The following is a 12,051-nucleotide window of genomic DNA, read 5'->3' as shown; positions in this document are numbered from 1 at the left end:
GCAGATTGAGGTTTTTGTAAAAGGCCGAATGAATATCCGGCCTGAGATTGCTGATAAGTTTGCTTGTGCGGGCCTGTTCCCCTCACCCTAACCCTCTCCCCGAGGGGGCGAGGGGACTGTCCGTGCGCGCTTTCGAATTAGCCGAGGATTTTTTCCAGATCAGCGCGAACTTCAGCAACCGGCTTGGTGCCGTCAACTTTCGCGTATTTGGTATTACCCGCTTCTGCTTCTTTGGAGTAGTAGCCGATCAGCGGTGCTGTCATCTGATGGTATTCAACCAGACGTTTACGTACGGTCTCTTCCTGATCATCTTTACGGGTAGTCAGTTCTTCACCGGTAACGTCGTCTTTGCCTTCTACTTTCGGCGGATTGAATTTAACGTGATAAACACGACCAGACGGCGCATGAACGCGGCGACCGACGATACGGTCAACGATCAGTTCGTCCGGTACGTCGAATTCCAGAACGTAATCAACATTGATGCCCGCTTCTTTCATCGCGTCTGCCTGCGGAATGGTACGCGGGAAGCCGTCCAACAGGAAACCATTACGGCAGTCTTCCTGAGCAATGCGCTCTTTAACCAGCGCGATCACCAGTTCGTCGGTGACCAGTTTGCCAGCATCCATAATGTCTTTTGCTTGTTTACCCAGCTCGGAGCCAGATTTGACCGCAGCACGCAGCATATCGCCAGTGGAGATTTGCGGAATACCATATTTCTCCATGATGAACTGAGCCTGAGTCCCTTTCCCCGCGCCCGGAGCGCCAAGCAGAATGATACGCATTGCGAAAATCCCCTTAAAATGTGTCGAATTTTTTGAAAAAGCGATAAACGATACCACCAACAGGCGATTGCCTCAAGAAAGGCACCTGGGGCTGAAACGGTTAATGGCGAGATAATTTGCGGAAAGTGCAGATGATGAAAAGAAAAATGCCGGATGACACGAAGGTCATCCGGCATTACATCAGGAAACCAGCAGCTGGTTCATACGACGAATAAACAGGTTCGGATCTTCCAGCGTGCCGCGTTCTGCCAGCAGCGCCTGATCCAGCAGCAGTTCTACCCACTCGCTGAACTTCGCTTCATCTTCAGTATCTGCCGCACGTTTCACCAGTACGTGATCCGGGTTCAGTTCGAAGATGTATTTCACTTCTGGCACTTTCTGGCCCGCCGCAGCGAACAGTTTCGCCATCTGAGTGCTCATTTCGTCCGCGTCGGTCGAAACGATCGCTGGCGTATCGGTCAGACGGTGAGTCAGACGGACATCTTTCACGCGCTCGCCGAGCAGGGCTTTCACACGGTCGATGAACGGAGTCAGTGCTTTCTCCGCTTCTTTCGCGCTCTCATCAACTTCGTCAGCCAGTTTTTCAAGCGACTCGTCAACTTTAGACACCGACTGGAACGGTTTACCGTCGAACTCAGTCAGATAGTTCATCATCCACTCATCGATGCGGTCGGAAAGCAGCAGAACTTCGATGCCTTTCTTACGCAGCAGTTCCAGGTGCGGGCTGCTCTTCGCTGCCGCATAGCTGTCTGCGGTGATGTAGTAGATTTTCTCCTGCCCTTCTTTCATGCGGGAAACGTAGTCTTCCAGAGATACGGTCTGCGCAGAAGAATCGGTATGGGTAGAAGCAAAACGCAGCAGTTTGGCGATCGCTTCCTGGTTAGCGAAATCTTCCGCCGGACCTTCTTTCAGTACCAGGCCAAACTGTTGCCAGAAGGTCTGGTATTTTTCCGCGTCGTCTTTCGCCAGTTTTTCCAGCATTTGCAGCACACGCTTGGTCAGCGCATTGCGCAGGTTACGCGTTACCGTGCTGTCCTGGAGGATTTCACGGGAAACGTTCAGCGGCAGATCGCTGGAGTCAATCAGACCACGCACGAAGCGCAGATAGTTCGGCATGAACTGTTCTGCGTCGTCCATGATGAACACACGCTGAACATACAGTTTCAGGCCGTGTTTATGATCGCGGTTCCACATATCCCACGGAGCCTGGGACGGGATGTACAGCAGGCTGGTGTACTCCTGCTTACCTTCAACACGGTTGTGGCTCCAGGTCAGCGGATCATTAAAGTCGTGGGCGATGTGTTTGTAGAACTCTTTGTACTCTTCATCGGTGATTTCCGACTTGTTACGAGTCCACAGCGCCTGCGCTTTGTTGATTTTCTCCCAGGAGATAACGGTTTCGCCGTCTTTCTCTTCGCGTTTTTCGATCTCTACCGGCAGCGCGATATGGTCGGAGTATTTGCTGATGATGGAACGCACGCGCCAGTCATCGAGGAACTCGTCTTCGCCTTCACGCAGATGCAGGGTGATTTCAGTACCACGATCTTCTTTGGTGATGTCGGCAACGGTGTATTCACCTTCGCCAGCCGATTCCCAGAAGACGCCATTTTCTGGTTTTTCGCCTGCCGCGCGAGTACGCACGGTCACTTTGTCGGCCACGATAAACGCAGAGTAGAAACCAACACCAAACTGACCGATCAGCTGGCTGTCTTTCGCCTGGTCAGAACCCAGGGATTCGAGGAATGATTTGGTACCGGATTTAGCGATAGTCCCCAGATGGTCAATCACTTCGTCGCGGGTCATCCCCACGCCGTTATCGGAGATGGTCAGCGTACGCTTGTCTTTATCGAAAGAGACACGAACGCGTAGTTCGCCATCACCTTCGTACAGGTCCGGGTTAGAGAGCGCACGGAAACGCAGCTTGTCCGCCGCATCGGAGGCGTTAGAGATAAGCTCACGCAGGAAGATTTCTTTATTGGAATAGAGAGAATGGATCATCAGGTGCAGAAGCTGTTTCACTTCTGACTGAAAACCACGAGTTTCTTGTCCTTTCATGTAGGTCTACCTCAATAATGCCATTTTAAGGTTAAAAACAGGATGTGGGAGAGATGGGGACAAGGGAGAATAATTTCAAGCGAGAGCAGGTGATCCTGCTCTCGTTTGCTTAAAAACGAATCTTATGACGCCCGGCAAGGGAGTGTGACAACGTGGTGCCGTCGACCATTTCTAGCTCGCCGCCAACCGGAACGCCATGAGCGATTCGGCTGGCTTCCACGTCATATTGCGCGCAAAGCTCGGCAATGTAGTTAGCGGTAGCTTCACCTTCAACCGTGGGGTTGGTGGCGAGGATCACTTCAGTGATTTTTTCCTCTGCCAGACGCTGTTCCAGACGATCAAGCCCGATATCATCCGGACCGATGCCGTCCAGCGGTGACAGATGCCCCATCAACACAAAATAACGACCTGAAAACTGCCCCGTCTGCTCAATGGCGTAGATGTCCGCCGGACTCTCCACCACGCAGATTTGACCGTTTTCCTGACGACGCGGATTCGAACAGATGTTACAGACTTCCTGTTCGGTGAAAGTGCGGCAATCGGCGCAGTGGCCGATTTCCGACATCGCCCGGGTGAGCGCCTGCGCCAGACGCATCCCGCCGCTACGATCGCGCTGAAGCAGCGTGAACGCCATACGCTGCGCCGACTTCGGGCCAACGCCCGGCAGACAGCGCAGTGCTTCCATAAGCTGTGTTAACAGCGGGCTGGTTTGCATCAGAACGGCATCTTAAAGCCAGGCGGCAGCTGCATTCCGGAGGATACAGAGGCCATTTTTTCTTTCTGCGTTTCTTCAATACGACGTGCTGCGTCGTTGAATGCTGCAGCCACCAGGTCTTCCAGCATCTCTTTGTCGTCTTCCAGCAGGCTCGGGTCGATCTCTACGCGACGGCAGTTGTGTGCACCGTTGATGGTCACTTTTACCAGACCTGCGCCAGATTCGCCGGTGACTTCCAGCTGCGCGATCTCTTCCTGCATTTTCTGCATTTTTTCTTGCATCTGCTGGGCTTGCTTCATCAGGTTACCCAGACCGCCTTTACCAAACATAGGTTTCTCTCTCAATCACGTTAAGGATGACGAACGTAAGCTGTGCTTACGATCAAATGGGGCGGATACTTTCTTCATCCAGCTCCGCATCGAAGAACCGACGCAGGGTCTGAATATTATTATCCGCAATAATGGACTCGCGCGCCTGCGCAAGTTTTTCTTCGTATATCGCCTGACGCCACTCCAGCGGCGTACGCACCGCGGGATTATCATCTTCAACGATAGTCAGTTCAACCGTTGAACCTTTTAACATGCTCAACGCTTCAGCCAGTTTTTGCTGTGCACCGCGGTTGTTCAAATGCCGCTGAGAGGAGCGCAAATGCAGACATACTGCGTTGTCGCTCTCCTCTTTCCAGGCATTTAACGCCACCTGTTCGACCAGTTTTGGTAGCGAAAGTTGGCTCACCTGTGCCGCCCACGGGTCGCGCTCAATGGCTTCTGCCGCTAGCTTCGCCGCCAGTTCCGGCGTTTTTTCATGTTCCAGCGCTTTTTTCAGCGCCTTCGGCGTGGCGACCACTTCTTTTTGCTGCATCACCGGAGTGGTCGCCTTCCAGCGATACGCTTCTTTTTTGGCTGGCGCTTTTTCCAGCGCCGATGGCACCGGACGCGCCTGAACGCGATCGGTGACCGAAGCCAGTCTTTCCAGCGCAGCGTTATTCACCGGCCGCGCGCGGGTAGCGGCTGCCGGTTCACTCTTTTTTGCTTTGGTTGCTCCCTGCACGCGCTGCAACTGCTGGCGCGCCGCCAGCACCTGGCTGGTGGTTTCCGGGAGCGGTACAGTCGGTGCCTGCTGCGGCGCTGATTGCGGTTGCGGCGGCACCTGGGTTGGCGTCATTACTGCCGTTGGCGCGACGGGTGCAAAGGACTGTCGTGGCACTTCTGGCTCAGGCAGCGGCATACGCGGATGGAATGCCAGCGCGCGCAGCAGCGTCATCTCAACGCCCATGCGACGGTCCGGCGCATACGGTAATTCTTTGCGACCAATCAACAGCGTCTGATAGTAAAGCTGAATATCCGTCGGCGGTATGGTGCGCGCCAGTTCACGCATCCGCAGCTCGATGGCGGCCATGTCGTTGCCAAGTGCAGCAGGCGAAAGTTGTACCATCGCAATACGATGCAACAGGCCGAGCATTTCCACCAGCAACGCTTCCCACTCGATACCACGGGCAGCGGCTTCATTAATCAGCGCCATTACGCGCTCGCCGTTGGCCTCGACCATCGCTTCAACCAGCGACAGCGCCTGATCGTCGTCAAGCGTACCCAGCATCGCACTGACCGCCTGGGTTGAAACCTGGCCGTCACCGCTGGCAATCGCCTGGTCGGTCAGACTTAAGGCATCTCGCAGGCTGCCTTCAGCGGCGCGTGCCAGCAATTGCAGCGCCCGCGGCTCGTGAGCGATATGTTCTTCGTTGAGGATGTGCTCAAGCTGATGGCGAATTTGCTCGACATCCAGCGCCTTGAGATGAAATTGCAGACAGCGTGACAAAATCGTCACCGGCAATTTCTGTGGATCGGTCGTCGCCAGCAGAAACTTAACGTGCTCCGGCGGCTCTTCAAGGGTTTTTAACAGTGCGTTAAAGCTGTGGCGCGACAGCATATGCACTTCGTCGATCAGATAAACTTTGAAACGACCACGCGCCGGAGCGTACTGGACGTTATCCAGCAGGTCGCGGGTATCTTCAACTTTGGTGCGCGAGGCGGCGTCGATTTCAATCAGATCGACAAAGCGCCCCTGCTCGATTTCACGACAGTTATCGCACACGCCGCACGGCGTCGCGGTAATGCCGGTTTCGCAGTTTAGCCCCTTCGCCAGCAGTCGGGCGATAGAGGTTTTTCCGACGCCACGGGTGCCGGAAAAAAGATAAGCATGATGAATACGCCCTAACGACAAGCCGTTCGCCAGTGCGGTCAGCACATGTTCCTGGCCGACGACGTCAGCAAAGGTTTGTGGGCGCCATTTTCGGGCTAAGACCTGATAACTCATTGGCAGGCTCTGAAACGCTGGAAGGTGGATTCACGAAGGGGTAATGCTAACACAGCCCCGTCAGAACGGCGAGGCTGAATGCACATCTTGTGCTGTCCGTAGCGTGGGCAGCACAAGACTGGCGATAATTAATGGCCCGGGAACGGGACAAGGCTGTAGCTGGTAATGCCCTGTTTTTCGAGACGCTGTTCGCCGCCGAGATCGAACAGGTTGATAATGAACGCAGCGTCAGCCACTTCACCACCCAGACGACGGATCAGTTTAACGGTCGCTTCGATAGTGCCGCCGGTTGCCAGCAGGTCGTCCACCACCAGAACTTTGTCGCCCGGTTTGATGGCATCAACGTGGATCTCCAGCTGATCGGTGCCGTATTCCAGGTCGTAAGTTTCACTGATGGTTTCACGCGGCAGTTTGCCCGGTTTACGGACCGGTACAAAGCCAACGCCCAGACCCAGAGCTACCGGAGCGCCAAACAAGAAGCCACGCGCTTCGGTGCCGACAACTTTGGTAATGCCCGCATTTTTGTAACGCTCAACCAGCAAGTCGATGCTGAGAGCGTAAGCTTTCGGGTCTTCCAGTAAGCTGGTGACATCGCGGAAAAGAATGCCGGGTTTTGGGTAGTCCTGAATGCTTTTGATGCTATTTTTGAGATACTCAAGCTGCTGTGCAGTCGCGGTCATAAGTGTATGCCTGCTTGTTACGGTGGTACTCACGGCGCGTTTTAAACGTATCAAAAGTAACAGTTGTTTAACCTTTGACCGCCTGCGCCTGTGCTCGAAAACGCCAGAATGTACTGGCTGTACGCAATAATTGCAACTGCGATTGTTGTGCTTCAGTGCTTTTCTTGCTTTTCATCAATCACCGGAATTCGCCACATATAGAAAAGCAAACAGGCGAGAATTACCAGCAACATGATGCGCACCCATGGCATCTGGACGAACCACAGAGAAATGGCAAACGTGAGCAAAATAAGCAAAATCGCCCGCGGTTTGACGCCGCGCGGCATCGCATGATGTTTCTGCCAGAAACGTAGATAGCTGCCAAACCATGAGCGGTACAGCAACCAGGCGTGAAAGCGCGGGGAAGAACGGGCAAAGCACCAGGCCGCCAGCAGGATAAACGGCGTCGTCGGTAATACCGGTAATACCACGCCCAGCGTACCCAGCACTACCGCCAGCCAGCCAATGATGATTAAAATGATTCGTTGCATATTGAGTGTTGTCAGCTTACAGAGTGGCTACTTTAGCATAACAATTATCATTTTCATTGAGGTCTTATCGTGAAAACCGCCCTGCTGCTGGAAAAACTGGAAGGACAGCTCGCTACGCTGCGTCAGCGTTGTGCCTCGGTGTCACAGTTCGCCACGCTAAGTGCTCGTTTCGACAGGCATCTTTTTCAGACTCGTGCGACAACACTACAGGCTTGTCTCGACGAGGCGGGCGATAATCTGGCTGCGCTTCGTCATGCAGTTGAGCAGCAACAGCTGCCGCAAGTGGCCTGGCTGGCGGAACATCTGGCGGCACAACTGGAAGCCATCGCGCGTGAAGCCTCCGCCTGGTCATTGCGCGAGTGGGACAGTGCACCACCGAAAATTGCCCGCTGGCAGCGTAAACGTATTCAGCATCAGGATTTTGAGCGGCGGCTACGTGAGATGGTTGCCGAACGCAGAGCCCGTCTGGCGCGGGTGACCGATCTCGTGGAACAGCAAACGCTGCATCGTGAAGTGGAAGCCTATGAAGCGCGCCTGGCACGCTGCCGCCATGCGCTGGAAAAAATCGAAAACAGGTTAGCGCGTTTAACCCGCTAGCAATGGAGAGAATATGTCACTGGAAAATGCCCCTGACGATGTCAAACTGGCTGTCGATTTGATTGTGCTGCTGGAGGAAAATCAGATCCCTGCCAGTACCGTGCTGCGCGCGCTGGATATTGTAAAGCGTGATTATGAAAAGAAATTAACGCACGATGATGAGGCGGAAAAGTGAGAAATAAATGGGGTCGCTAAATGTCCCCTAAGGTTGCGGGCAAACGCAAAACTGCCTGATGCGCTACGCTTATCAGGCCTACACCGCTCCTGCAATATATTGAATTCTTGCGGTTTCGTAGGCCGGATAAGGCGGTCACGCCGCATCCGGCATGAACAACGCGCACTTTGTTAGCAATCTCGGGGCAACTAAATGTTGCCCCCTTTCGTTTTTACCCTACCGCTGGCGTCGGGTCATCGCCTTTGTAGTCGCGTTTTACTTCCGTCACCTCATCGCCCTTCTCGTTGTGCAGATGCACTTCAAGCTGGTTAAAGGCAATGTTGATGTCGTTTTCACGGCACAGCTGATCGATAGTACGGTTCAGCTCATCGACAGTACGACTACGGTCACGCAGTTCACGCACATACAGACGCAGCTCATGATCCAACGTGCTGGCACCAAATGCCGTAAAGAAGACTTCCGGCATTGGTTCGTGCATCACCCTTGGGTGCTCAGTCGCCGCCTTCAGTAACACTTTACGCACTTTTTCCAGATCGGAGCCATAGGCCACGCCGAGACGGATCACCAGACGCGTAGTAGTGTCAGTCAACGACCAGTTGATCAGACGCTCGGTAACAAACGCTTTGTTCGGGATGATCACTTCTTTGCGATCGAAATCGGTAATCGTTGTCGCACGAATACGGATCTTACTTACCGTCCCCGAGAAGCTACCAATGGTTACCGTATCGCCAATACGCACCGGACGTTCGAATAGAATGATCAAACCGGAGACGAAGTTACCGAAAATTTCTTGTAAACCAAAACCAAGACCTACGGATAATGCTGCGGCCAGCCACTGGAGTTTATCCCAAGAGACGCCCAGCGATCCGAACACCGTCATCGCACCAACAGCAATAATGATGTAGTTAAGGATGGTAGTAATGGCATACGACGCGCCCTGGCGCATATTCAGTCGCGAGAGCACCAGCACTTCCAGTAAACCAGGCAGGTTGCGAATCAACGCCCAGGCCACCATTGAGGCGATAATCGCAAACAACAGACTGCCCATGGTGACGTTTTTCACCACCGCAGCGCCAGCTTCAGTGCCGTTGTAATGCCAGAGCGTGATGCTGTCGAGATAGCTGAACACGGTGATCAAATCGGACCAAATTGCCCAGAACATGACACCGAACAGCGCAAACATCAGCAACATGGTAATACGCAGCGTCTGCTGGTTAACTTGCTCCAGTGCAATGGTGGGTTCTTCCGGCGGTTCAGCACCTTCTGCGCCCTCTTTCACCAGATTCTGCCGACGCGCCAGCGCACGACGCCAGGCGATACGCCGCGCCGCTACGCTTAAGCCACGCAGTACCGTCTGGTACAGCAGGTTCCAGATGATCACCAGATAAACGGTTTCAATCCAGCGTCCTGCCAGACGCAGCGTAGTGTAGAAGTAGCCTGTAGCAGTCAGCACCATCAGCGCAATCGGGATTATCGACAGCACGGTAATGGTGACCAGCCGCATGGTGTGCGACTCTTTATCACGCCAGCTTTCGCGGCACATCGGCCATACCAGGAAGGCAATCAGCAGCAGGTTGAAGAAAATCATCGCTTGCCCCAGCACATCATCCATCAGATGCAGCGGGGAAAGTTCTGCCACCACAGACCAGAAATGGATAGGCAGCAATGCGAGACTGATGCGGACAATTTGCCGACGCCAGTGGCTGGTCTGCTGTTCCGGCATGCCGAAGTGACGTACGGCAACGCCGTTTTTCTCCAGTACCTTCCAGCACAGGCCAAACACCAGCCAGAATATCGCCAGTTTTTTGCTGAACGACCATAGCAGTTCGCTGATGTTGAGCTGCATGGTCAACAGAATCAGGCCAACCGCGAGAATAATCAGGCACACCGGCAGCGCACGGATCAGGTCGATAAGGATCGCTTTTGGTGTGTTGAGCTGGCTGTCGTTACGCAGGGAACCCACAGCGGAAGCCAGTTTTTGTTGATACGCTTTCAGCCAGCCCAGACGCCAGTGGATCAGCCCGGCAATCAACAGCAGCGGCAAACCAGCGAGGAAAGCGATAAAAACGGCGGGCCAGGCTTTTTGCCAGTTCACCGTGATTTTCATCGACTTAAATTCATCTTTCAGGCTTTGCGGGAACGCTTTGATCCAGTCCCAGTCCATTGGACGGTTACTGTTCACCCAAAAGATTTGCTGAGTCAGGATGGATTTCAGGTTTTTCGACACACTCATTAACTGCTGCTGGTTGATTTGCAGGTTAATGGCCATCATCAGCTGGTTACCCAACTGTTTGTTGAGTTGACCCAGCAATTCGCGACGCATATCAACCACTTGCAATAACGCATCGTGAACTTCGCTGTTGACTTCGTTGGTGTGACCTTCTTCCAGTTTGTTGACGAACGCATCGCTCTGGAAGAGTGCATCACGCTGCTGGTTAACTTCAAACTGTTCGAGACGCAAATCCGCGATGCGGTTGGTCATGTTTTCCAGTTCATCCGCCGAGGGCAGCGTTTGTTGTTGCTGGTAAAGGATACGAGACAACAGCAGGCTGCCCTTCAGGACGGCAATCTGCTCTTTAATATTGCGTTCCGATTGCAGCGCCCGCTCCAGCCAGTTTTTGACTTTAATGTTTTGCTGCATCAACTGATTACCGTTTTCAGTCGCGGTAATCAGACGCTGACTTAACTGCTGGTTAATTTCCAGTTCCTGCTTCACCAGCGGATTAGCCTGAATACGCGCGGCTTCATCCGGGGAGACGGCTTCCTGCGCCGTTTTTTCGGTTAAAGTCAGGCGCTTGCTGTTTACCGCTTCTTGCAACAGTTGTAACTGGTGCTCCAGACGAGCGCTGTTCGCCGTCACGTAATCACGTTGCTTTTGCAAGGTATCCTGCAAGACGGTGTTCCCTTCCAGGCTTTTACGCTGCTGGTCAATCTCCGCATTCAGCAACGCCTGCTGGGCCTGCATTAACACTTTCTGGCTGGGACGTAAGGCTGTCTCGCCGACATCAGTCCCATCCAGACGACTGCGAATTTGTTGCAGCTGCTGCGAAGCGTTATACATCGCATTTTGCACGCGTTCGGGCTGCGTCTGTAACGAAACCAGCTGGCTGTTATAAGACGCTAGATCGTTTTGTGCGTTTTGCAAATCGTCCAGCGCCTGGGCAACGCGAGTTTCCAGCTGGCGCAACGACAGCGTGCTCAGAATTTTGCGCGTTTCTTCGTCGTTATCGACATCGCTAAGTGCTGTTAACGCCGCGGTCGCCTGGCGCATTTTTTCCGGCGCTTCAGCGACTTTTTGCCGTAGCTGAACTGTCTCTTCTTTTATGCGATCGATTTTATCGAGGGTGGCTAATGTATCTGTCAGATCCTGCTGCACCAGTTTGTCCTGAGCAGAAAGATCTTTTTGTTTATTTAGTGAGTCAAGTTGCGCCTGCAGGTCCGCTTTTGTCGGCAGATCACCATTCGATGACGCCCGCGCAAACGCCGTGTTCTGGCATAACAAGACAAAAACAAAAGCAATAAATGCTGAAAAAACAAAATGCCGTGATCGTTTGTAATACTGGAACATAGTCATGATGAATGAAGGTTTCTGAACCTGAAGAACGACCTGAAAAAGTCAAACCGCAAGAATATCACGACGCAGTGAACCAGAATAGCAACGACGAAAATGTCCAGGAAAAATCCTGGAGTCAGATTCAGGGTTATTCGTTAGTGGCAGGATTACGAAGCGTGGGGCACAGGAGATACATCTCCAGTAAGATGGCAACGTAATCGCGGGCTTCTTTTTTAAGATCAAAAGATTGCGGGGCAAAGAGCCAGTTTTCCATCAGGCCGGAAATATAGCCGCGCATAATAATTGCTGCGCGACGCGTCATTAAATCCGCAGGCAACATTTTCGCTTCAATACAATGTTTTAACGTTTGTTCTATACGGTCATAACTTTCCAGACAGAGATTACGTTGTGCCTGTTGCACAACAGCCATTTCTCCGACAAATTCGCATTTGTGGAATATAATCTCCATCAATAATCGACGCCGTTCTTCTGTCACCGTGGATTCAAGAACATGAATTAATATCTCTCTTAAGGTAATGACTCCAACTTACTGATAGTGTTTTATGTTCAGATAATGCCCGATGACCTTGTCATGCAGCTCCACCGATTTTGAGAACGACAGTGACTTCCGTCCCAGCCTTGCCAGATGTT

Annotated in this window: 11 protein-coding genes, 1 pseudogene and 1 other annotated feature; of the genes and pseudogenes, 2 read left to right on the top strand and 10 right to left on the bottom strand. The window is 52.9% G+C overall.

Annotated features, from left to right (window positions below; genetic code table 11):
* Nucleotides 1-137 precede the first annotated feature (137 nt).
* The 7 genes from adk to K0778_RS18750 all read right to left on the bottom strand — a co-directional run bounded on the left by adk (nucleotide 138) and on the right by K0778_RS18750 (nucleotide 7,075).
* A complete protein-coding gene (adk, locus tag K0778_RS18780; RefSeq protein ID WP_001220233.1) occupies nucleotides 138-782 on the bottom strand; it encodes an adenylate kinase in 645 nt (214 codons plus the stop codon).
* 180 nt (nucleotides 783-962) lie between these two features.
* Complete coding sequence (gene htpG / locus K0778_RS18775) at nucleotides 963-2,837, bottom strand: molecular chaperone HtpG (protein WP_000678201.1); 1,875 nt, start codon at nucleotides 2,835-2,837, stop codon at nucleotides 963-965.
* 109 nt (nucleotides 2,838-2,946) lie between these two features.
* Entirely contained in the window at nucleotides 2,947-3,552 is a 606-nt protein-coding gene (recR, locus tag K0778_RS18770) for a recombination mediator RecR (protein ID WP_001195025.1), read from the bottom strand.
* Nucleotides 3,552-3,881, bottom strand: a complete 330-nt coding sequence (locus K0778_RS18765) for a YbaB/EbfC family nucleoid-associated protein (RefSeq protein ID WP_000467098.1) — start codon at nucleotides 3,879-3,881, stop codon at nucleotides 3,552-3,554. Before K0778_RS18765 ends, recR begins: the two co-directional genes overlap by 1 nt.
* Nucleotides 3,882-3,933: 52 nt before the next feature.
* A complete protein-coding gene (dnaX, locus tag K0778_RS18760) occupies nucleotides 3,934-5,865 on the bottom strand; it encodes a DNA polymerase III subunit gamma/tau (protein ID WP_000122013.1) in 1,932 nt (643 codons plus the stop codon).
* Nucleotides 4,537-4,601, bottom strand: a sequence feature (DnaX frameshifting element). Its footprint overlaps the gene before it by 65 nt.
* Nucleotides 5,866-5,993: 128 nt before the next feature.
* Entirely contained in the window at nucleotides 5,994-6,545 is a 552-nt protein-coding gene (gene apt, locus K0778_RS18755; protein ID WP_000127356.1) for an adenine phosphoribosyltransferase, read from the bottom strand.
* Nucleotides 6,546-6,697: 152 nt separating this feature from the next.
* Nucleotides 6,698-7,075 (bottom strand): DUF454 family protein, encoded by a 378-nt coding sequence (locus K0778_RS18750; RefSeq protein ID WP_001188905.1) that lies wholly within the window; start codon nucleotides 7,073-7,075, stop codon nucleotides 6,698-6,700.
* A 69-nt stretch (nucleotides 7,076-7,144) separates the two neighbouring features.
* Here K0778_RS18750 and priC point away from each other — a divergent pair, with 69 nt between their 5' ends.
* Nucleotides 7,145-7,672 carry a primosomal replication protein N'' gene (priC, locus tag K0778_RS18745; RefSeq protein ID WP_063084507.1) on the top strand — a complete coding sequence of 176 codons (528 nt, stop codon included), beginning with the start codon at nucleotides 7,145-7,147 and terminating at the stop codon, nucleotides 7,670-7,672.
* A 13-nt stretch (nucleotides 7,673-7,685) separates the two neighbouring features.
* Nucleotides 7,686-7,847: a pleiotropic regulatory protein RsmS gene (gene rsmS, locus K0778_RS18740; RefSeq protein WP_000051152.1), complete on the top strand. Its 162-nt coding sequence runs from the start codon at nucleotides 7,686-7,688 to the stop codon at nucleotides 7,845-7,847.
* A gap of 211 nt (nucleotides 7,848-8,058) precedes the next feature.
* Here the strand turns inward: rsmS and mscK are convergent, their stop codons facing one another.
* The 3 genes and pseudogenes from mscK to K0778_RS18725 form a co-directional block, all read right to left on the bottom strand.
* The gene (mscK, locus tag K0778_RS18735; RefSeq protein WP_063084506.1) at nucleotides 8,059-11,421 is read right to left on the bottom strand and encodes a mechanosensitive channel MscK; all 3,363 of its coding nucleotides are present in this window, start codon (nucleotides 11,419-11,421) and stop codon (nucleotides 8,059-8,061) included.
* Nucleotides 11,422-11,548: 127 nt separating this feature from the next.
* Nucleotides 11,549-11,932 (bottom strand): annotated as a pseudogene (gene acrR / locus K0778_RS18730) (multidrug efflux transporter transcriptional repressor AcrR); the annotation flags it as partial.
* Between the two features lie 15 nt (nucleotides 11,933-11,947).
* Nucleotides 11,948-12,051: IS1 family transposase (locus tag K0778_RS18725; protein ID WP_000496773.1), on the bottom strand; the 104-nt coding region annotated here is incomplete at its 5' end.

The organism is Escherichia sp. XD33 (assembly GCF_019375075.1).
In the GTDB taxonomy this organism is placed as follows: Bacteria; Pseudomonadota; Gammaproteobacteria; order Enterobacterales; family Enterobacteriaceae; genus Enterobacter; species Enterobacter flexneri_A.
Note: the sequence above shows the minus strand (reverse complement) of the source record. Positions and strands in the feature narration are given on the sequence as shown.

Bases quoted from the DNA above. Each gene is read 5' to 3' on its own strand.
- rsmS (WP_000051152.1), top strand. From the start codon at position 7,686: ATGTCACTGGAAAATGCCCCTGACGATGTCAAACTGGCTGTCGATTTG.
- mscK (WP_063084506.1), bottom strand. From the start codon at position 11,421: ATGACTATGTTCCAGTATTACAAACGATCACGGCATTTTGTTTTTTCA.
- htpG (WP_000678201.1), bottom strand. From the start codon at position 2,837: ATGAAAGGACAAGAAACTCGTGGTTTTCAGTCAGAAGTGAAACAGCTT.
- adk (WP_001220233.1), bottom strand. From the start codon at position 782: ATGCGTATCATTCTGCTTGGCGCTCCGGGCGCGGGGAAAGGGACTCAG.
- dnaX (WP_000122013.1), bottom strand. From the start codon at position 5,865: ATGAGTTATCAGGTCTTAGCCCGAAAATGGCGCCCACAAACCTTTGCT.
- K0778_RS18765 (WP_000467098.1), bottom strand. From the start codon at position 3,881: ATGTTTGGTAAAGGCGGTCTGGGTAACCTGATGAAGCAAGCCCAGCAG.
- recR (WP_001195025.1), bottom strand. From the start codon at position 3,552: ATGCAAACCAGCCCGCTGTTAACACAGCTTATGGAAGCACTGCGCTGT.
- K0778_RS18750 (WP_001188905.1), bottom strand. From the start codon at position 7,075: ATGCAACGAATCATTTTAATCATCATTGGCTGGCTGGCGGTAGTGCTG.
- apt (WP_000127356.1), bottom strand. From the start codon at position 6,545: ATGACCGCGACTGCACAGCAGCTTGAGTATCTCAAAAATAGCATCAAA.